The organism is Nocardia sp. NPDC049526, from assembly GCF_044465765.1.
Lineage (GTDB): Bacteria > Actinomycetota > Actinomycetes > Mycobacteriales > Mycobacteriaceae > Nocardia.
Genome location: NZ_JBITMA010000006.1, coordinates 426009 through 450108 on the forward strand (window position 1 = coordinate 426009; position 24100 = coordinate 450108).

At 64.3% G+C, this 24100-nt stretch carries 1 protein-coding gene (running past one end of the window); it reads left to right on the forward strand.

The features are described 5' to 3' along the window. Positions 1-24070 carry the 3' portion of a GntR family transcriptional regulator gene (locus ACIBW7_RS21650; protein WP_397048900.1) on the forward strand. Its footprint begins 15506 nt before the window's first position, so the window shows 24070 of its 39576 coding nt (coding positions 15507-39576); its start codon lies off the left edge, out of view; it ends in the stop codon at positions 24068-24070. Positions 24071-24100 lie beyond the last annotated feature (30 nt).

Below are 24100 nucleotides of genomic sequence, written 5' to 3' on the forward strand. Positions count from 1 at the left end.
TCGCACTGTAATAGCCCATGAGGGTGGTCACGGACAGCATTTCCGCAGTGGCCTGGACCAGGATGCGGATACCGAATTCCGGGAACTCATGGCCGAGCTGGTAAAACTGTTTGTGCAGATGAGTCGGCCGACCTCTCTGGACGAATTCCCGGATTGGCTCGAGCGAGAGCTCAGCCACTATGGCTTCGGCAACGACCAGAAACCCGGCAATCTTATCGGCGAGGACAAGAAGGCCGCCCTGCGCGAACTCTATGCCGAGGTGTACTCGGCGGTCACATTGCGCGGAAAGCTGGCAACCGACGCTCAGAAAATGGCATACGCGCGGTTGATGCGGGCGGTCCATGAGAACAGCGCATTGCCGGCACCGACCACTGCCCCCGACAGTCGCGCCGCCGTCACCTACTCCGCTGTAGCGGCGAGTTCGCGCGGTGATGTACCGGCCGACGGTTCGACCGCAAGCGATTCCGATGCCCGAGCGATCGATCCCGCCGAGCCGGCCAGTGACGTATCCGCGGCCCCTCCGCGTTCGCTTGTCGTCGGGCTGGCAGCTCAGCTGTACAGCGTTCGAGCTGCCGAGCAGCCCGGTGAATCCGCTGGATACGACACCGTCCTCGATACCACCACCGATCGGGCATGGCAGGCCGCCCATGCCGGTAACGATCGAGTCCCGTTGGCCACCACGGACTTCCACGCGTTGCCGGACGATGTACTGTCGGAGTACCTGCGCTTGGCCGAGGTCGCGCTGCCGGTCGTCCTCGGCGCGTTGAGTTCGGGTACCGACATCTCGGGTGACGAATTCGTCGAGCACCTCAGCAGCAGGATCCACAACGGGCGGCTCCAACAACATTGGCGTACCGCCACCCTCGAGCAGCGGCTGCCGTATGACGATCCCGGCTACCCCGAGGTACTACGCGAACAGCATCGACGCTTCGCGCGCGCGGTCCGCGATTTCGTGGTGTCGGCGAGTGCCATCGATCGTTCCGTATCGGATCCGTTCGCGTCCTGCGCGACCGGCGCGGTGGTCGCCGCGCAGATGTGGCACAGACATGCGGTCCGCATGTTCGGATTCGACTTGCCCGGCGTATCGGTGGAAGTCGTTCGTGAGTTCGCCCGGGCGATTCACGTGCTGTTGACGAAGTACCCGCACGTCCAACTACACCAGATAGGGATCGGGCCCGTCTCGGGTGACCGACCATTCATCGCGGCCGACCATGTCGAAGGTTCCGATACCAGGTACCCGTTCACGCGGTCGATCACATTGTCCGATGTCTTCGCCTCCGACCCGGATTTCTGGGCTCCGACATGGACCGGGATGGTGCACGCCGGGCGAGCCGCGGGACCTGTCGATCAGGCGATCTATGGCTTGGTCCTGGGTGTATTCGGCTACTCACTGAACAACACAGGTGGGGGCGATGCGGCGTATTACGCCGGAAGCAGGCTCGCCGATCATCATAAGCACAGTCACCAGGGGCCGGCGCGCTGGTCTCCGGATGCGATGTTCGCTTGGCGGAAAGGCGAATTCCGCACATACGGAAAGGATCGCGACGGGCGATTCGCCGCAACCCGGGCATTGGGCGGAGCGTTCGCGGCTATGGAGCACGACCCGACCAGTGCCTCGGCCGGAGAACAGATCCTGCACGACCTGTTGACCAGCAGCGCCGAGAAGAAAGCCGCGCGCTACGGCCTACTGCGGGAACTGGCCGCGGAATACCGTCCGGTGACACCGGCGGAGCAGCAGGCCAAGCTGGCCAAGATCGCGGAAATGCGTGCCAACCATAGTTTCCGCATGCTCGATTTCGATAATCCAGGCATCACCTTGGATACCGCCGGTCAGGTCGCCGAAGCCGTACAGCACATGCGCACCGAGTTCCTGGTGCTCACCGAATTGTGGGAGTTCAAGAGCGCTCCCGGGAACATCGACTCATACGCCTATGAGTCCCTTGACGGTATCGAATTCAACGAATTGTGGCTTACCGCACCGGCGCGAATGCGCGCCGACGCAATAAAGCAAGAGGCTGCCGGACGGCTGCGCTATGACCCCGATCTCGCGTACTTGTGCCTTGCCATCCACGAATTGACGCATCGGCTGCGCAGGCTGGTGTCGAGCAACGGGTCGGATGCGTACTCAGTGGTGGAGAGGTACTTCGAAACGACCTACGGCTCCAAGGACATCGGCAGGCTCAGGGCATGGATGGCTCAGCAATTCAGCTCGTACGGCATCCGCCGCGAGGACGGAGCTCTCGATCCGGCGGAAGCCGAGGCGGAAGCGATGGTGGCCGCCGAGGTCGCCACCCTGACGCCGACCGAGGGCGAGCTGGTAGTACACGACCATCTCACCGCACTGGCCACAGCCGAGGCCGAACGCCGTGGCCTCACCCCGCCACCGGCGAGCACGGATATGCCGGATTGGACGCCGCCTCCCCATGTCGAATACGAAGTTCGGCCACCGAATAACCTGACGCTATACCAGCCGCAGGCGATCGTAGGTGATACGAGGCGCGCGATACGACGGCCGACCGTCAGGGGTGGGCTCTTCTACGGCCAGGACGGCAAGAAGTACACCACCAACGGAATGGAATACTTCCTGATCGGCGCCGACCCGGAGGATATCCGCACGGTCAACTACGCCGAGATCCGCGACACCATGCAACAGCTGTTCGCCGCGCACGCGGTGCTTTACAGCACGTATTCGAATCCTGATCATGGGCCGATCATGTTCGGCTACTGGCGGATCAATAACGGCGTGCTGGAGGAGTCGAGCCCAGCTTTCAGCGGAACGTTCCTGAGAGGTGAGCAGGATCATGGTGTTCAGCTCAAATTCTCTACGCAGTATCGGAAATGGCTGATCACGCACCAGATCGATCCGTCGTCGATCAAGATCGAGGGCGGCACCCTGGAAGGCGAGCTGTGGCGCCCCATGGGTGTCGGACCCGTGCCGTCTGTCCGCGAGTTGCTCGATCGACATGGGGCAGACGCCTCGACGGTATTCGGCAGCAGCGGCAATGGATTCTGGGTGACCGTCGGCACCGTGCAGTCGACTTCGACCCAGCTATCGATCCCATTGACAATCAACCTCTTGGACGGCGGAAGCGGAACGTTCACGCTGAACGTCACCGAAACCACAGCCCAGGTTTCGGATTCGGATCTGACACAGGGACCACACGCGACAGAACTCGCGGCCGCATCCGACATCCTGCACACACATCTCATGGCCCCGTGGCTGGCCGCTTCGGGCGTCGCGTTCTCCGCTCCGTCGGCAACACGGAATTCCGATTCGCAACCGGCACCCCAGCCCGGTACTCCGACCGGCACGATCCCCGCGAGAACCGATGCGAACAAACCGGATTCGGCGCAGCGCGGCGCCACGTCAGATCGCCGCGAAACCGCGGCACACCCCGATCCCATCCGGATAAGCCGACCGCCCGATGTGGTGGAGGCACTCGATCTGCCCGTACAACGCGCGCGGGATGCCGCGGGGGCGCCGATCCCGGTACAGCGCGGCATGGCCGCCCCATGGCTCGCCTTCGCGAACGCGCCCGGAGTCGGCGATGAAGCGCATGCGAATCCCGAAGGCGCACAGTCGAATCCACGCCACGATAATGCTGCGCCCGCGCCCGAACATCGCGTATCCGATGTTCGGACATCGCCGGAAACCGCGGTCGTCGTATACCGCGCTGGTGACAATGCCGACGATGTACAGGAGCAACTCGAGGCGTCGGTCGACGAGCTTGTCGACCAGCTGATGGTGGACCGGTCGGCCCAGGCAGCCGAGGCAGGGCGGATGCTGGCGGGCCGGGTGGTCAACGCCGTTTTCACCGATCCGATGGTCAACAGCGCTCAGCTCTCGGTGCAGGTCGTAGATCGGCCGGGGGGCCAAGAGCTCCGGGTCGCGATGGCAGACAACCGCGGTCGGCGCGTGGCCGGCTATGTGGCCATGGTCGAGCAGCCGATGGCCGGGGATATCCGGATCGAGCGGACTCTGAATGTGGAGCGCGGAGACGGGGATGTGGATCTGGCGACTCGGGTCGCCCCCGTTCTGTCGGAGTGGCTCGACTATGAGGTGGCCGAGCTGATCTGGGGAGCACTCGACCAGCTCACCCTCGCCGCGGGCGCGGGCGGTTGGTGCGTCCTCCAGACCGTCCAGACCGAGGACGGTGCCGACACCCTATCGATCGCGTACGGACAGGACCCCGATCGACGTGCGACCGGGTTGACGCTGGCCGCCGATCGTTCCGCGGATGCGACGGGACGCGTGGTGCGGATCGCGATCGCGATCGATCCGGAGCAAGCACCTACCACCGACGTCACCGTGGTACAGGCAGTTGTCGACGAGTTGACGGCGGACTCGCCGCCGAATCAACGGCGGCTGATGGCCGATACGGCCGAGCAGATGCTGCTGGAAGCTCGCCCGGTGGACGATCCGCATCTGACGGGTTGGTTCCATATCGAGCTTTCCGGTGAGTCTGGCGATCGGCTCATTGAGTTCGGTGTGTTCGACGGTCAGACCTTGCTATCGACACAGGCGTTTCGCCAGAGGTCGCGACCGGATACCGCGGAGCTGCTGATACAAGTTCTTCCGACGAACGCTTGGTCGGACGAGCACCTCGACACCGCGACACTATTGGTCGACGAACTGGTAGATAGCGTTCTGAACCACCCGGAGGCAGTCGGGGCGCTGGTGCTGACCGGGCTGGCGGCGAACGATGGTGCGGCGCTCGGCCTCGAAGTGCGGGTGCGCGGCGCGGGCGCCGCGCGGCTGAGCATGGTCCCGGACTATGCCGACCGATACGGCGTCGAGTACCGCCCAGACGGCTATACCGCGTGGGCGGTACTCGGTAACGGCACCCCGGATGCGACGAATCTTGTTGCCGCACTGGCCGACCGCGACAACCAGGCGCGCAATCCGGGTGAGCGCCTTGCCGTTGTGCCGCTCGGCCTTTCCGCCGACGACCTCGACCTGCCCGCGACCGAGGCCGAGGATCCGCCGTGGAGTGCCGCGGCGGTCGACACCCAGCCGGAAGAAGACACCCTCGAACAAAACCTCGCCGTCCTGCGTGCGAACGTTCCGCCGGCGCAGCTGACCCTGACGCTGCCGACAGGAGATCCCGACGCGGCCAACCGCACCGGCGCTGCGATCGCCGAGATGGCGCCGCCCATGTGGCCGGATACGGTGCGAACCGCCGCGACCGACACGGTCTGTGCGGTACTCGCCGATGCACTCGCTCGCTCCACCGAACCGGAGGCCGAGGTGCATGTCGAGCAGTGGCAAGGAGGGCTGCGGGTCACTGTCACCCACCGTGGCGACCCCGAATTGCCGCCCGAGTTGGTGCGGAAGCTGGAGCTCGGCGCCACGGCGTGGCAAGCGGTACTGTGGCCCGAACTTCGACGCGTTGTACTCGATTTCCGGCGGATCGACGACAGGGTGAGCTTGCTCGCCCGCGATTCGGTCGCGCCGACCGACGGTGACCCCGATCCGAATTCCGAAACGCTCGAGATCACCACGGACCGGTCATCTGTTCGAAGGGCACGGCGGACCGTTGGCGATCTGCTCCGCAGCAGCTCCGACCGCGCCGGGGGCCGTGACGTCGCCGAGGCCATGAACCTCGTGGAAACGCTGGCGCGCGGGGTGACCCACCACAGCGCGGCATTGACGGCGCTGCTGTCACCATCCGGTTTGTTGACCCTGGATCTCGTCGAGGAGACCACCGGTCGCCGCTGGGGCGCGGTTTTTCGGCCAGCGGGTCCGACCGAAACCAGCCTGGACGTCTTCCACGATGATGACGCGGATACCGTCGCCGCCAATGCCTGGCAGATGGCCGAGCGCGAGATGATGCGCCATGGCTGGAGCGATGCGGAGCAGCTCGCCGCCGCCGAGGTCGTGGTGTCGCGACGAGTCTCGGAATACAGCCGCGCGGTTCGTGCGCGGTGGTGGCAGTTGTATGTGTCCGTATCCGGTACACCGGGCAACAAGGTCCTCGCGTTCAAAGCGAAACAAGACCCGGGAGTTGCCCATTACCTTTCGTTGGTCGAGCTGTTCCAGCGCACCGTTACGGAACCGAATTCCACTGCGGCCCCGCGTTTCTACGGCAATCCGTGGGTGGCTGACCTGCACTGGTCGGCCGGGGACGACCCGGGTGCGGACGGCCCGTTCTTCGGCGAAACCGACACGTACTCGCACGCGGAATATCTGTTCGCCGCCGGTGTGGATGTGGTGGAGGCGCTCGGACAGGCCGCCCAGGTGGTCACGGGCGTATTCGAGAACGTCCCCGACGAGGCCGTGGCATCCGCGACCCGGCAGGAAGCGATGGCCCAGACCATCGAACTGGTCAACAACCTGGTGCTGGGTGCGGGCACGGCCACCTTGTTGACCGGGGCCATCGTCATGGCACCGCACGGCTTGGAATTCCGTGTCGCAGTGGCCAATCGCGGCCGGGCGAGCGTCGCGGACGGGCCGGACGAATGGCAAGTGCAGAACCTCGTCGGCCCTGGACGTGCGAGCAGAGCCGGGACGATGCTGTTGGGTCAGGTGACAGTCACATGGGCCGCAATGCCGTTGGCTGCAGGCGGAGGCGCCGGCGGGGTCAATGGAGGTGGATCCGGTGGATCCGGCTCGAGTGGGCCTGGAACAGGCACGGTTGGGCCAGTCGACATTGTCGACACGATCGCCGAGGTTCTGGGCGAGGTTCGCGCGGCCGAAGTTGTCGAGAACGAGACGACACCGACGCGGCCGCGTCGCGATGTCGCCGCCGTCGTCGAGGACGCGAACGAGCTGCTGAGCGAATACCCGGATACCGACGCCGAAACAGCGCACACCACAACCGGTTCCGGCGATACCACAGAGGTTTCCGAACAACCCGCAGCACCTGCGGAAAACAGCCAGGTCTACCACCGACTGATGGCCGCACTCGGCAACCCACCCATCGCACGAAACCTGGCCGCCAGAGTCTACGCCCGCGCCAACCAAGAACAACTCCCCACCGACCCCCAAGCCGCCGCACAACGACTGCTCGACATCGCCGATGACATCCTGGCCGAACACCAAGCCGCCATGGCACAACTCCCCGACGCCCAAGGCAACCCACCCGCACCAGGAAAGAAACAAGCCCCCGCCCACCTCCAACACGGCGGCGTCTTCTACCACAACCTCCCCGACAACCAACAACCCGGTGAACCCGACCGCCAACACAAATCCCAACGAGTACCGAGCAACAACACCCCCGAAAATCGGGACGAATCAACATCCGCCCCTCGGAACAAACCCACGCCCGATACCGACGGGTCCGTAACACCACCGAATTCCCGCTTCCTGCAATGGATCCGCAGCAAGAGTCCGCGGCCCGAGAACAAGAACCTGGCCCTGCTGTACGGCGGCTCCGGAATCTCCGCGATGGGCGGCCTCGGCTTGGCCGGCGTCATCCCGCCGCTGATCTACAACATGAGTGGTTCCGCGCATGTGACCGGTTACGCGACCGCAGCGACCCAACTCGCCGCGCTACTCGCGCAAGGTCCGGCCGGACAGTTCGCGGACAAGCCCGGAAGCCGCGACAGACTAGGCAGATTGTCTCTAACCGGAGCCATGGTCGCCGGTTTGGGCGGCGGGTGGCTCGTTTCCGGCATGCCAGGCGCGCTGGCGGCCGTCATCGGATCGGCCGTTGCCCTCCAGGCAATCGATACCATCGCGGCGACCAGCACCATGATCTACGGCCGAAGGCTAGCCGAGACCAAGGCACAGAAAGACGCCTCGATAACCCTGTCACTGCTGGAGCGCCAAGCGGCTGGAGCATTTGGCAGGTTTATTTTCCCTCCGCTCGAACACCTCTCGTCAAGCCTGCCATTCTTCGCCGACGCCGCATCCTATGCGGTGAATCGGTGGATGCTGAACAAACTGCCCCCGGTGACCCCGGAGCCGACCACGCAGCGCCTGCTCGATGGCGCCCGCGCCGTGTGGCGGGACCCCTACCTGCGCTACACGGGCGTGCTGCTGCTCCCGTCGACCTTGGCACTCTGGTCCGGCGGAGTGCAACTGGCGGAAATCATCAACACAGCGGGCTATTCGGCAACCACGACCGGACTGCTCTTGTCGAGTAGCAGCACAGGAGTCCTACTCGCCGCAGCCGCGGCGACCCGAAAGCGGTTCATGGATCGCATCAGCGTGAAATGGATGCATCCGCTCATGCTGACGGCGTTCGGCGGACTCATGGCCGAGTACGCGACCACATCCGATGCATGGATCATCTGGCCGACCTCGGTTCTCACCGGTTCGTTGATGATGTTCAGCAATCAGAAGATTCTCGAGTATCAGGCTGAAGTGGTTCCCGCGGAGACTCTCGGCAAGGCGAACGCTGCGTCGGCAATCGTGGGTATCACAGGCGGAATGCTCGGCAGCGGATTCGGCGGAGATCTGTTGGAACGGGCTGGCGGTACTGTGACTGGTCTGACCAACGCGGTGCTATTGCTCGGCTCAGCAGCGGCCTCGGTCGTAATCGCGCGCACCACACGTAGCAGGCAAGATCGGCAAAATGAACCGGGACCGTCCGGCGATGGCTCGACCACGCACGAGGAGCCGGACACCCACACGCTCGATCCCACGATCATCGAGAACTGCGCAATCCAACTCGCCCGCGTATTCCGGGCAATAGCACTCATCGACGACGGCTCACCAGAACCCGACGCCACCAACCGCCAATGGAATTCCAAAAAGAACTGGAAACCCCTCGAAGCCTCCCTCGGAACCCAACTCCGAATCACCGAATACGACGGCGACCCCTACTTCACCAACACCGCCGAAACCGTTCGCAACGCCGAACAAACCGGCATCCACGTCGCCGTCCGAGTGGTCCACGACGGCGAGAAAACACACGTCATCGCCTTCGTCAACGCCGGGAACCAAATCAACGCCAAAAACCAAGTCCTCGTCTACGACACCCTCGTCGACGACCCCATTCCCGACCCCGACGACCCCCACCCCGACGTCTACATCCCCCACGTACGCAACTACGACGGCGACAAAAGCGGCAAAAACAAATGGAAACCCAAATACCAGACCGTCACAGAGGTCTTCCGCGCGGACTACACCATCGAAAACGGCACCCTCACCCCCGCCAATAAACCACTGCCCTGGTACCGACACACCAAACACCCCGGCAAGATCGAAGGCCCCCCGGGCAGCCAACAGAACCCACCGGACCACTCCGGACCCGGGCAGCCAGCCACCGACGACGAGCGTGCCGACATCGCGACAACGCCCGGCGACCCATTCGCCGACTCCCCGATCACCCCGAGGGGTTCCCAGCCCGAGCCCGATAAGAGCGCCGCCCAACCCACACAATCGAACCCACGCACGCCAACCGCTCGCGAGTTCGAGGTGCTCACACTGGTCGAGCAAGGCCGAACGAACACCGCGATCGCGGCGGAACTCGGAATATCCCCTCGCACCGTCGAACCAGCGCCGACGCAACAGCAGACCGACACGACCTCGGAGCTGGACGGTCCCGCTACACAGCCCGCAGCCTCCATCAATGGGATGCCGGATACGCCGGGACAAGAAACGCACACACCGAACACCGCACCGACCGTGACGGCGGGCGATGCGAGAACCGATGCGGAAGACCCGGATTCGGCACAGACCGGTCCGACATCCGAGCACCGCGCGGGCGACTACGCGAACGAACTGCTGAGCCAGTACTCGGACGCTGAAACCGAATCAGCACGCACCGCAACAGATTCCGACGATTCCACCGAGGTTTCCGACCACCCCGCAACCATCCTGGAAAACAGGCCCGTTAACCACCGCCTGACGCCCAGAAACCAACGCCCAGCGGGACCGGTGTTGCCGACGCCATGGAGCAGTCGCAAGACGCCCTGGTCCGGAAGGGGCGAGCCCCAGCATGGGGCAGCAGCCCCCACCTCGTCTCCCGACGCCAACTCCACAAAGCCGAGAGCAACGCACCCGACCGCACCCACAGGCTCAGCGGAAACCACCGAATCTGATTCGACAAGTCCGAGTTCCCACCACGAGTCGACAGCTCCTGAGAGCGAGCCCACATCGACTCCGACTAACCTGCCCGCACAGCTCGGCACAGCGGATGGCAACCAATCGCATCGGCCACCCGATGCGGTGGCTCCACCCGACGGACTGAAGGACCGCAAGCCTGCCAGTCCGTGGTTTGGGCGGAAGGCGGTGGCGGAGCACGACGAAATAGCGGAGGTCCCGGCGAAACACTCGCCGGAGGGTGAGGCATTGGTGGCGGTGAAGGCAGCGGCGAAGGCAGCTCTGGACGCGGCCGCCGATGGAGACGAGCGCCAGCTCAAACGGCTGCGGCGTACTATCCGACAACTCGACAACCCCGACTATGAGCAGTACCTCGAGCTCCGTTTCCTACAGGGCCTGTCGGTTGCCGACGCGACGGCCGCGATCAGCACCAACCGCACGACCGATGCTGCCAAGTCACTTCGACGCCGCGCCGTGCGCGCTCTCGCCCCGATCCTCCCGGTGACCCCGGCAGAGATGCTGGAGGTCCTCGACGCCGCCGCGCCGAGGACGGGACTAGCCGAGCATGCCCGGCGGATCGGGTCGGAAGCCGCCCTGGTTCTGAGGTTGCGCGCGACGATTCGGGCTGGTCGGCTGGCCGAAGGCCGCTTGCTGCCCACGGTCATGGACTTCGCCGAACATGCGGGCATATCGTCGGCAAACCGTGTGAGTGACGCGTATCGGCAGCTCTCCGACGAGGGCTACGTGGAGGTCATGCGTGGTGACGTCGGAACGACGATAGCGAGCCACAACCAATGGCCAAGCGAACCGCCCTCGGATGTCGGTTGGCTCACTACATCCGAAGAGTTACTGGAGATCTTCACCGCGGAGTCGTCGATAAAGGAGCTTGTACAGGCGGCTGGCACCGATGAGCACATGGTTACGTCCGCGTTGCGCCAGGCGATTCGCTCGGGCGAGGTGCCGGAAGGCCGGTTGCTGCCCAAGGCTCGGGAGCTCTGCACGTATTTGACAATGTCGAGAGGCTCCGTCGATAGGGCCTACCGGCAGTTGAGCGCTGAGGGCTACTTGGTCACCCACAACCGGATGGGCACCACGGTCGCGAGTCGAGACCGATGGCTGGTCACCTCCGCGAGTCCGGTGACGAATGCTGTGCAGGCAGCTCAACCAGTCACGTCATCGGCCCCCGATTCGAACGAGTCGTCCCCGCCGCTTGCACCGATAACGCCCAGAGGTCATGGCCTGTCCAATGTCGATATCAAAGTACTCGAGCTGACCGCGCAAGGCCTATCTCGCCGACAGATCGCAGAGGCCACCGATATCGCGCTGAGCAAGGTGAACAACAGCTTCGACCGCATACGGGTCAAGCTCGGCGTCCATGGTGGCCCAGAACAGATTGTCGCGGTTGCCAAGCAAAGACGAATCATCGGTGACGATCATCCTGGGACACAACAGGCTCCCACCGGGGCAGACAATATGCCGACCGGCCACAGCCCCGTCGAACCTGCTCCCGCCGGTGCGGGGCGTGCACCGGCACCGGACGACGCGCCCCGCAGGACAGGCCGGACCGTAGCCGATGGTGCAGCCGAGAAGCACAGACCTGAGGCTGCCCCGCCAATAGGCCTGGTCGGGAACGTCCCCGACCTCGCAAACCCCTTCGACGAGCGAGGCAAACCTTGGGACCGCGGCCGAAAGCCAGGACCGAAACACAAGTGGGTAGCAGGGCTCGCCGAGCCCAACATCGATGGCGGCGGCCACGGACGCAAGCAACAGCGCGAAACCAAGGACGCACAGGATTCAGGCGTGCCCGAGACGCCGCGCGGGCCGGCCGGCGATCCGGCCGATCACGCGGACGGTCGCGCACCGAGCCCGCAACCTCAACCGTCCGCAGCGCCCCCCGGCGGCGGACAACCACCCCGCACCCCAACCGACACGACGACAAACACACCGCCGGTAGCAGATCCCCTGAAACTCGACACAGACTCCCACGACACCCGCACTGACCAACCCGAAACACCCACGACCACAACAACACCCAACAGCGACGGATCTACCGAAACCGAGTCGCAACCGAACCTGGAACCGGCCGCGCCCACATCGTCCACCACAGTGCCCCACGAGCAGACGAGCGCCGCCGAACCGGCGCATCGATTCGTGTACGACACAGACGACATCGAGGAGTTCGTCAACCATCTGGCGCAGCTGGTGCATGAACGCCAGACCGGCCGATTTGTGGTTGATCTGTTCAATAATTCCTTCACCGCGGCCGATCTCGGCGCTCGCTTACGGCAGCAACCAGTCAATCCCGGTCTGGTCGAAGTTGTCGCGGTCAGCAATCCAGGCGAGACCATCCCGGTCTTCTCCCGCGATGCGGTCTTCGATACCGCCCCCGATGTTTCCGGCAACGTTGTCGTGCTCGACACCCCACCGGAACTCCAACAAGTCAGCGATGCGAATTACGAGGTGACGTCGGGTTTGGTTACGGCCGCCCGAACCGAAAGTCGTACCACTACCAGCGGGTCGGAAACGAACACGAATACCCGAGCTCTGACCCTGCAATTGGTCCAAGCGCAAGGAGTCAAACACGCGCAGATACGGAAAGCGCTGAAGCTACCGCCCCCACCCAATCTCGAGATCCAGAGCAACGACCTCACGGTCCGATGCGAGATCATGCTCTACCGTCGGGCGAACGAGGACCCCATCGCCTACATCGCCTACCACGAGCCCGAAATCGCCAACCCGGAGTTCGACACCGTACGTCGGATGATCGACGCCGCATTGCTGGCGCATTTCCCGAACGAGACGGTAACCGTCGAAGAGTTCTACGACCACGGCGCAAACTTCTCCGACCAGCCCGATGAGCCACGAACAATCGGCCCGCAACAACCAACGGGCGCAGCGGAAGCCAAGGCGCCCGAAACCGATTCGGCGGCAAGCAGTACCGCTGCACCCGTGGTGGATGAGCAGGCCGATAGCCAGCTTGCGCAGGTGCGCGCACTCCGCGACTCGGCGGCCGCGGAGCTGTCCATCAACCCGGCTGAGTTGCAACCGGGTTCGCCGCGCGTTGCCGAGTTGCAGAGTGAGTTGGACGAGTTGCGGACAAGGCTGGAACCGGTGGCCGGTATGCCACGGTCGAAGCTGAACGACGAGCAGCGCGCCGACCGTCGACGCGCGGCCGCACTCGACCACGTGATCGAGACGACCATCACCTTTCACGCACTCGACTCGAACACAAACCGGACCGACGACCTCGAGCCGGGCCAGGTGCGTGCGCCGGTAGGGCGGACGATCGTCGAGGGTCTCGGATTGCCGGCCACTGTCGTCACGGCCGAAATCATCGGTGAGGACCCGACGGCGGCGCTACTTCCGCAGGAGCAGGTGCTGATCGACGCGATCCAGTCGGATCCGGAGGGGGTGCGGGAACGCGAGATCGTGTATGGACGTACCTGCGCCCATCGTGCTTTGGCCGGCCTGGGCGGGCCGGTCGGACCAGTCCTGCGGGCGGGCACGAACGCGCCCGGCGGTATTCCGTTGTGGCAGCCAGGCGTCGCGGGAAGTATCAGCCATAAACAGGGTTTCACCCTCACCGACAGAACTGGCTACTACGTCGCCGCGGTATCTCGACACCATCGTTCGATCGGCATCGACGCCGAACACAACGAGCCGCTCTCCGATGTACTGCGCAATCGCATCGCACTGCCCGAGGAGCAAGCCTGGCTCGGCCGTATCGGCACGCATCGCGGCATTCACTGGGACCGAGTGCTGTTCTCCGCCAAGGAGAGTGTCTTCAAGGCCTGGTATCCGCTGACCAATCGTTACCTCGATTTCGAGGACGCGCTGATCACATTCGATCTCGATACGGGGACCTTCCACGCACAACTGCTGGTCGAGGACCGATCCACGCTGGACGGTCCGCCACTGACCGAATTCGACGGTCACTTCTTGGTCGAGGGCGGCGTAATCCTCACCGGAATCACTGTGCCGCAACTAGATTCAGGAACCGCGACCTCAACACCGACCGCCGAGGCAGCCGACGTCGCTCCAGTTGACGGCAGCGGGCGCGCGGGCGCCGAATCCACCGCACAGCCTCGGCCCGCACACCCTGAACCGGATACTTCCGCGCCTCTGTCCACTCCCACCAAGCCACCCGCCACCTCGCACATACGGAATGCCCGACCGGACCCCCTCATCGGAGATGGAGACGCCGTCGCCACCTGGGGCGGACGCGACGGCGACCCATGGGATGGCAAGAAGAAGCGCCAACTGCGGTGGAAGCAGATGCAAGAGCGCGCACAGGTCCATATCGACGGCGCTGGTGCTGCACGGGGCAACCGGCAGCAACCCGACCACGCAGCGACAAACGAAGGTACGAAAGAGCCTGACTCGACCACAACAAGTTCCAGCACTCCGAACGAGGCCACGACCGCGCACCATCGGGCCGACCAGTCCGCGACCGGCGATGTCGCGCCGGAGCAACTCGAAGCGCCGGGGGCGCACCGGGACCGTGCTCCGGCACTGTCCACCGTCAACCAACCCACCGATCCAGCACCTGCCGCATCACCACCTGAGCGAGCGCACCACCCCACCACTCCGGTACCGCAGGCCACCGAAACGGCGCGGGAACGGATCGGGTTGCCCGCACATGCGGACCCCAGGCCATCGGCGGCCGACCGGAATGTCGACGTCGAGCGAAATCTCGCATTCCTCGCCCGCCACCACGACCACTTCCCCGTCGAATACACCACCGACCCCGGACTGGTATACATCCCCGACCCCGGCTACCCACCGACCGAAATATTCGCCTCCGGCATTACGCCGAGAGACGAAGGCCCCCTCACCACATATCGCGACATCGATCACGCCCGCCGCTGGTCCGCAACCGGACGCGTGTACGTCGGGCACCCCGAAGCCGGATTCCTGCGCGCCGACCCGGACCGATCCGTCCAACTAATCGGCGGAATTGCCGGATCACGGATACTCGGCTACTACCATTTCGGCCCCGAGGTACCACTCACCCTCCCGTACGGATTCGCCACCCACGCCCAGCAAGCGGGCGACTGGATCCCCAACACCATGCACGGCGAGGCGGCATCACCGCCCTTGCCGGTTGACGATGCAGGCCCGACAGCCGCATCGATCGAGGCGGGTATTTCCGGCCCGATCCGAGAAGTAGCAACAGCGCAGCCGAGTCAACCAGCGCCTACGGACTCTGGCGAGCTGAGGGCGGAATTGCTCAGGTACGGGTTCGACTACGTCGACGGTCTGCCGAAGCCCGCGGCCGACGAGCCACGGGGCAGGGCCTGGATCGATAGCCCGCAACAGCGCGCCTGGGAGCTTTCGTGGCTGGCGGAGCGGAGTGCTCGGTTGAGCGCACTTGCCGCGCTCACTGCGGCCGCGTTGGAAGCCGCAAAGCTACTCGGCCTGCCGAATTCGGAACCGGGCGCGCTGCTGATCGTGCAATATCGGCAGAAGCTGCCCGGTGTGCTGATCCCGGTCTGGAAGTTTCAGACCCAGAATGCGGCCGGATTGTCCGATGTCATCGCCCGGATTGCCCGCGCCCTGTCCCTCGACGAGCTTCCGCAATATCCCTACACCTTGTTGGTCGCGCCCAGACCGCTACTGCCAGCCGAACACGACTGGATGGCGCCGCCCTTGCTGACGCCCGCCGAGCATGCGCATTGGAACCAGATCCTGCGGGGCGGTGTGTTCGGACTGCACTTTCCGGGCTGCCGGCTGCTCGAGCGCCAATCACCGGAGTACCTGCGCACACGGCATACCGCCGATACCCTCTATGAAGACCATCTCGCGTCACTATCGGTCGACAAGAGCTACCTGAACACGGTTGTCGAGCCCTACCTCCTCGGCGAGGCACGCGAGATACAGGCGAAACTCGACGGCGCACCATCAGCCGACGACCGGATCGGTCAGTGGTTCGCGACGATCGTGGCGGAAATGCTTGCGGCGCCGTCCGATTCGGCACCCGATCTACTCCGCCAAGCCCTTGCAGGCGAGACGGACCGCACCGCCGACGTATTGTCGAGCGAGGATCGAGCAGTACAGCAATTCGTATCGACCGTGCGAGACCTGTTGGCCGGAGAGCATGATTTCGGCCGGTACCTGCACCGCCGACGACACCCCGAGACGCAGGCGTTCATCGACGACGTCAGGGATATGGTCCAGAGGCGCGCCCCGCAGAACACCGCCGTCGCTGTGCCGTTCATCGATAATCTGATCGGATCGTCGCCAACGCACACGCCTACCGCGCCCGAGGCGGATTCCGCGGCCGGGGCGCGGCGCACTATCCCGCACGCGGATCGCTCGGTCGCACAACCGTTGCCGATCGGCGATCAACCAGACGTGACTGCACCGGACGAACGCCGAACAGACCCCAACCTCCAGGGCAACGCATTCGTCCCACCCGGTCGGCAGCCCAAACCACCGACGCCACCTGAGAAGGCAGCGACCGACCAGGAAAGCCTCGAAACTCCACACCAGCCGCCGCTCGAACCGAGCAACTCCGATACCACCGATCCCGTGGCCCGGACCACGCAGCACAGCGCATCAGCCCGTGCAGGAGCCGAGAAGCGGTGGCCACCCACGACGCCTCGAGGTGGGGGCCGTGCCAACCCGCCGGGGCCAACGGTTCCATTCCACGAGTTCGACATCCACGACGCACTCGATTTGCCTGCCCGACGCGGACAGCGTCGACCGCGCATGGGCGGACCCGGATTCGCCGGGATTCCCGACGGCGGAGTCGTTTTCCACCACAACCCCGATAACGGCCAGGAGTGGGGACCCGCCGAACCTGCAGCACAACCTCCAGCTCCGGCCACCCCCGATGACGACGCACACCCGAACCAACCCGAAACAGCCACCAATGCGACGCCAGAGTTGGCACCGGCGCTGGGCCGGGCGCTCGAGGCCGCCGAGAAGGAGGCGGCGGCGGTGGCCGCGGAAGGGTTGCGGAAGGCTCGGGAGCTAGGGATGAAGACCGAACACGCGCACCGGGCGGAGGTCGAGGGCGTCGAGCAGGTGATCGAGGATCTGCAGGCCAGGCAGCGTCGGCGGTTCGACGCGGCATTGCGGCGGCTTGTCGTCGACGGATTCGCCACGCTGGTGCTGCGCGACGAGGAGTTGGTGCCCAAGGCGGCCGAGCATTTCGACTTGCTGAAACCGCATATCAAGAACGCCCGGAACTTTGTGCACGAGGTGCGCACCGCGTTGGGGGTGCTCGCGGCCAGGGATGTGCTGGCGGCCCTGGGCGCGGAACCGATCCTGGATGACGACAATCACCGCATCGAAGGATTCGGGGTAGTGCCGGGTCAGGGCATTGTGGTCGCGTCGCCACTGCTCGGTCAGCAGCAGTTGGCGGATGAGGTGATCCCCGGACTACGGGAACGGGCCGCGCAGGAAGGGATTCCGATCGAGTACCTGCGGGTGTTGATCGACGAGAATGGGCAGCTGACCGTGGAAGCGGTGTCCGGCGAACACACTGAGCCGGAACCGGCGATACAGTACTACGTCGACCGGGCCGCCACCCGTGAGGCCGACCGTGACGCCAAGACGTGGCTGAACAACCTCGCCGATGAGCGACCGTTCGCCGAGAAATTGGCCGAAGCGGAAGCCTCGGGTGAGGTGGCGCGTATACGTCTTAAGACCTTGGATCATCACACCTCGTCGGCATCGGTCTACTTGATCATCTACCGGAATGGTTATCGCGCGGTCTTGAAGAGAGTCCGGGAGAAGGACCATGCCGATGCCGAGCAATTGGGCGCGCGGACGCTCCGGGATGTCGGAACACAGGCCCCGGAGGTGCTGCGCCTCGACGACCTCACGCTGATGGTGGAATACGTGCCGGGTATTCCCGCGAACAAGCTGTTCTGGCACGGAAAAGACGGGTGGCGCGAGTATTACCTGACACCCGCGGCAATGCGCCAAGGGCTGGGCGACATGCTGATTCGCCCATGGGATCGACATGAGGGCGAAAACTGGCTGCTCGCGCACGGATTCCTCATAGTGCCGATCGATCACAGCAACGCATACCAGGAGGAGTGGCCACGACCAAAGGGGTTCAGCGATCATTTCTGGACGATAAAGAAGGGCTTGGCCACATACATCAAGCATCATATTCCGAGGTCGGAACTGAATGATATCCGCGAACGAATCCGTGCCTCGGAGTCCGAGTACCTCGATCTCCGCCGCTGGAAATGGTATTCGAGTGTGAGCAGGATCTTCGAGCGGATAGCCGACCATGCCGAAGACGCCGTGCCGCCCACCCGTGAACCCATCGAGGTGCTGAGCATTCTCGAACAGCTTCGCGACGATCTGGCCGACCGGTTCGGCTTGCCCTATCCGCACGACGCACGGACGCCACGCGAATGGCGCAGCGCGGTCGCCGAGTTGCGACAGACGTACACCGATAATGCCGACCTCCAGATGCTCGGCTACGTCGAAACCTTGGACGGGCTGGTCAAACTGCACCTGCACGCGCAGCTGAACGAGGTGAGCGCCGACGAACTCGACGGCACCTGGCAATCCGAGGAGCCGGTCGACGACACCCAAGTAGCCGAAGAGCCGGTCGACGACACCCAGGTAACCGAAGAGCCGGTCAACAACACCCAGGTCGAATTGGTCGACGCATATCTGGAAGGCCTGTCGCTGCGACTCGAGGATTTGGCGGAAGGCGCACACTATCCCGATCCAAATGGCGAGACCGATGCCCAATGGCAGGCGCGTTTCGACCGCGAAATCCAGAGTGCGACAATCGAATCACCTGCTGACGATGTTCCCACCGGACCGGTGGCGGACCAGCCGCGCGCGGACCGTCCGGGGCCAGGAACGAATCCCGACCGGCCGCGAGGCACCGCGGGCGCTCCCGGCCTCGGCATGCCCCCCGGACCAGAGTTGCATTTCGACGGCGGCACCGACCTGGCGGTACTCGACCTCCCCGCCCCGAAACACCGCAGAAGGCTCGTCCCCGGGCACCTCAACCCGGTAGTCAACGCCCTCGGCCCCAACCCTGAGGGACACGCATTCGTCCCACCCGGCCGACAGCCCGAAAAGCAGCCCGAACTCGGCGAGATCGTCGAACCGGCTGGTACCGCGCCCCGCGAATCCCGGGGGTCTCGCGTCGATGCAGAACTACTGTGGGTACTCGACGATCGATTGTTACGCGCGAAGCTGGAGGCGGGCTTCCCCGCGATTGCGACCTTGGTAGACGCGCTCAGTGCGGCGATTCGGTCCGGTCGGCTGGCCCCGGGGCAGCAACTGCCGTCGGCGGCGAGATTCGCCGAGCACTTCGGGTTGTCACAGGCGACGGTGGGGCTGGTCTATAAGGAATTGAAGAACGACCAGCTATTGGTCGGCCGCCACGGATCCGGGACTGTGGTGGCGTTTACCGGCGAGCTGACGGACAGCCATGAGCCCGGCGGTGATTCGGATTTCACCGTGCGTGGGGTGGTCGATTCAGCGCGTGTACGAGAGACGCTCGAGGCTTGGTCGCGCAGTGCCGAGCCAGCGGTTGATACGTGGAATGTCGCGCTCCTCGTCGAAGGCTTGCGTGCGGCGATCCTCTCTGAAGAACTGCTGGTGAACTGGAAGATGCCCGCGACCGCGGACCTCGCACATGCTCTCGGGGTATCGAAATCGACTGCGGCAAAGGCATATCAACGATTGCGCGACGAGGGGTTGATAGCGATCCGCCACGGTGCGGGCGCCGTCGTGGCGAATGGTAATGAACCGCAGGAGGTCGGCCGAGCGCGAACCGGCCCGACGCAGCTGCTGTCGCGCGCAGGCATCGGTGTCACAGAAATCGTGACGGACTCCGACCGCTGGTCGGATAGCGTTGCGCCAGAGAGCTATTCGAACTTGAGCTTGCGCGACCTAGCCGACTTGACGGACGTGCAGCGACTACTCGGGGACTGGTCGTTCGACGAATTGACGGCGGCTGGCCTCCCGGACTTCTTGGCACTGGCGGATGCCTTGCGCGACGGGATCATTGACGGCAAGTTGCGTCCCGGGCAGCCGCTGCCGCCGGATCGCAACCTCGCTGAGGATCTCGGGTTGCCCGTGGAATCGGTGATGACGGCATACGGACTGCTGCGAGACGACCGGTATGTGCTGATCCGCCCCGACATCGGAATTGTGGTGGCGGATTCCGGCAGATGGTCCGATGATCACGAGCCTGGCGATGATCTGGATCTCGGTGCGCACACGGTGGTCGGTGTGGCAGATCTAGTGGCGATACTCCCGGACTGGTCTTCGAGCACACTGCCGGAAAAAACTAATCCGCGCATCGCGATCCTCGTCGAGGGCTTACGTGCGGCGATCCTCGACGGCAGGATCCCGGTGGGCGGGCTGCTGCCCCCGGCCGCCGACGTCGCCGCAGCCCTCGGGCTGCAGTCGGTCAACGTTGAGTACGCCTATGGCTTATTGCAGGACGAGGGGCGTTTGGCGATCGAGGGACGTTTGGGTACCCCACGCAGAACCTGGGTGGCAATCGGTCCCGACTTCGTTGCGGGCGGGCAAGTCTCGTCGGCGGGACTGCGGCGGCTACTCGGGGATCGGTCGCTCGAAACGACAGGTCTCGCACCGAGTGGCCCGGATCTGTTTCGCGCGTTGCGGAAGGCGATCCGCTCGCGCATGCTGCGCGTAGGTTGGCGGCTCCCCTCGACTCGAGAGTTTGCCGCAGAGCTCGGATCGTCGGCGCAGACCGTGTCACGGGTATACAGACAGTTGCGCGACGAGGGGTTTCTGACGATCGACCACGGCGCAACGACGGTCGTAAGGCGCCTCGGAGCAGGGGAACATCCGCTACTCGAGGACTGGGCGGCAATGAAGACCGTCATTGCGGCGGGGTGGGAACCGGAGACGAGTATCGGCGAACGGCTGTGCACCGCGTTGCTGGCCGGTGGGGGGTTTGCGGATTCCGATCGCCTGCGAACGGTTGTGGCGCGAGCGGATAGGCGAGCGATGGCGCAGGCCCTCGAGGAGCGCAGTCGGTCTGGGCGAATCAGCATTGCACGACTGTTCGTGCAGGGGGAGACAGTGGATCAGACAGCGCAGTCGCTTGGCTTGAGCGACGCGATGCTGCACGACGTGCTGCGCAACGCACTCATCGGGTTAGTCGAGTCGCTGACCCGTTCCGCGAACCGCGCGGCAGCCGACACCACCGATGCCGGATCTGATGCCGACAGCCCGGCGACCGACAATCGTGAGTCGCCAGCGCACCCGCCGCAAGAGCCTGCTGACGGCGCGACCCCAGAGGCGCTCACGGACACGGTGTTTCGCGAAGTGCTACGCCTGGTGGGTGTCGACCAGGTCGCCCACAGCATTGCCGCTGAGGCGTTCGCGCAGGCGGGCGATCACGATCCGGCAGCGCTACTCACCCTTGCCCGGAAGCTGGCGGTTGACCATGTGCGCCACGCACGGTTCAGGCAGGCGATCCTGTGGAACTTCATGTCCCCCAAAAGGGACGCGTCGAACCCACTGGTCCGAGCACTGGCGGCAGCGGACAGGCAGAAGTGGGATCGCGGTTTCGACGCGCTCGAGCCCCATGAGCGCGAATACCTACTGCTGCAGTTCTGGGAAGGACTTCCTGATGTCGTGGCAGCGGACACCCTGCACCTCACCGGGAATCCATGGGACCTGACGACCAAAACGATCGACAGGTTGGCGACGTTTCTCGCCGCCGACAAGTCTTCCACCAGTGCAGACACCGACTCACCCGAGGGTCCCGAGGACGGCGCGAACCCTGTGCCAGGCGTCCTGCCGATCGAGGAGTATCGGTTTCTCGGTGGGACAGCAGGCGTGGATATGCCTGACGACGTCGCGTTGGCCATTATCGAGAAAGCGTTGCCATCACTCGCCTCGGCGATGAGTGGAAACTACAATCTCAACATTCGAGTCAGCCAATTCATGGTGCGCTTCGCCAAGTCCGGGGGCGATGGCCTCGACACCCGAGTCGAGCCGGAGGAGTGGCGGGTGCTCGAACTGCTCGCGCGATATGGTGTCGGCGGCGGGCCACGGGTGTACGTACCACGGGTGTTCAAGGTGCTCAACGGCGTCGAAATGCCCGATGGCAGCCGCATCGATGGGGTCCAGATCCAAGGATTCGTAGACAATGCCGAGCGGTTCGCCGATATGGCGAATGCTCCGGTCGAACAGTTGGTTGCCGCCATCGAGGAACTGCACAGACAAATGCGTCCCATCCCAGTTGGATCGGGCAACCCGGTAGAATCCGGAGGGCCTCAGGATGATCCCGGAGAATTCATACGCCAGCTGGTGGACGAGCAGATGAAAATCCTCGAAGAAGCGCTCCCCGAGTTCGGCGCAATACTCGCCGATTTGGAAGTACCTGGGAATCCGTTCGATCCCGTCATCAAAATGTCGTGGTACCTCGATTTGGTACGGAACCGTTTACTCCATACGGACCTGCATTTCGGGAACATTCTCTTCTCTCATTTCGAAAAAGTTTTCCTCACCGTAGCGGACGGCCGCATAACCGTCTTGGACTGGGAGCTGGCCAGACCGGGGCCCACAGACTTCGATTGGGCCCGCCTCTACCACCTGGAAGGTGTTGGCCCTTCCGGCGGCATCGTCTACGCCATCCTGCTGCAGATCCAGCGGATCATTCACGACGTCATCCGACTGACGCGCGCGGCGGCCTTCGGCCTCCTCACGCCAGAACAGATTCACTTCGCCAGTACCAAGTTGAAGCAGGCTTTCATAGCGGCCCGGACATCAGCTTGGGGATACTGGCAAACCCTGCCCGACACGCCGATCGGTCGCGCGATCGGCGTGTACGACCCGCCTCCGGCACAGTGGAGCGCCCCGACTGTTCAACCGGCGACAACAGCAGGGCGCGCTCAACTGGCGACCGCCGAATCGGAGACCACCGGCGCTGCGTTTTCCTCCACAAGGCACGCGGCTCCAGCGCCGACCAGCACGCCGGCAGCCCGAGTCGTCCCCACGACGCCGTCGACGGTCGAGATCGGGATACCCGATCTCGGTGCCACATACTCGGAACTCGAATCCTGGGCTCGTCGCCTTTCCGATGATGAGGCCCGGCGGTTGATGACTGATCTGCGTGCGAGAATCATCGCCGACCTGGCGGCATTCCACGGTGGCGAGCCACAGTCCACAACCGAGGAGTTGGCAGGCGCCGCGCGTGCGCTGAACGTGCTGGTCGTCGAATTGAGTCATCGGCTCGCCGAGAATGCTCCCGGCGAGGTTTCCGACTACGCCTCGCTTTTCGAGGTAGCGCGATACCTCGTGGATCAACTGCCGATGGCACAAGAGATCGCCGCCAGTGCGAACGCGGCGCGGGACAGTGTCGGGGCCACGACCTCGCACCCCACAGATTCCCGCTATGTGATTGGACTGCACAGAATTCCAGCGCTACTCGAGCAAAATGCTCACTTCGCCGAGCGGGCGTTGGCGGCTGTCCCCTGGGGCGAAGAATCCGACTTGCCCGGAGATGCCGGTCCAGCGGAAACGCATCGGGGACCAGTCGCTGTCGCCCACGAACGAATGGCAGCGGATTGGCTGTGGAAGGAGATCCGCTACTGGACGGACGTTATCGACAGCTACTTACTGACGCGATCGAGGAATGGCTTTGCCCCCGCGCTGATCCATGCATTGCGGTCTCTGCCCCACCACGCAGCGGCGTTCGCCCGCGCACAGCCCGGATCGGCGCGAGATTTCGCCACCGCGGCCGAGCCATACCTGTCGGGCCTTCTCGAAGCCGCAACGTACTACCTTGTCAATACCAGCCAGTACACGGCCGGGCTCGACCTCATTCGCCAAGCCGATGAAGCGCTGGCCGAAGTCGCTTCCCGCCTACCCTCCCACCAGGCACCGCAGGATGCCTCGAAGGCAATACACCAGCTACACATCGAACTTGCGGAACTGTACGAAGACCTGCCGGTCTATCGGCGTGCAGAGCAGATGCACGAGATCACACTCGATCGACTCCTCACAAACACACAAACCCAGGAGGCGATCGAACAGACGCTGACGCTGCTGCGTCGGATGGGCAACACCCCGAACGGCGAGCCCGCGGATTCCGGAAGAGTCGATTGAACGCAGCCGGGACAGGCTGCCTCGCGCAGC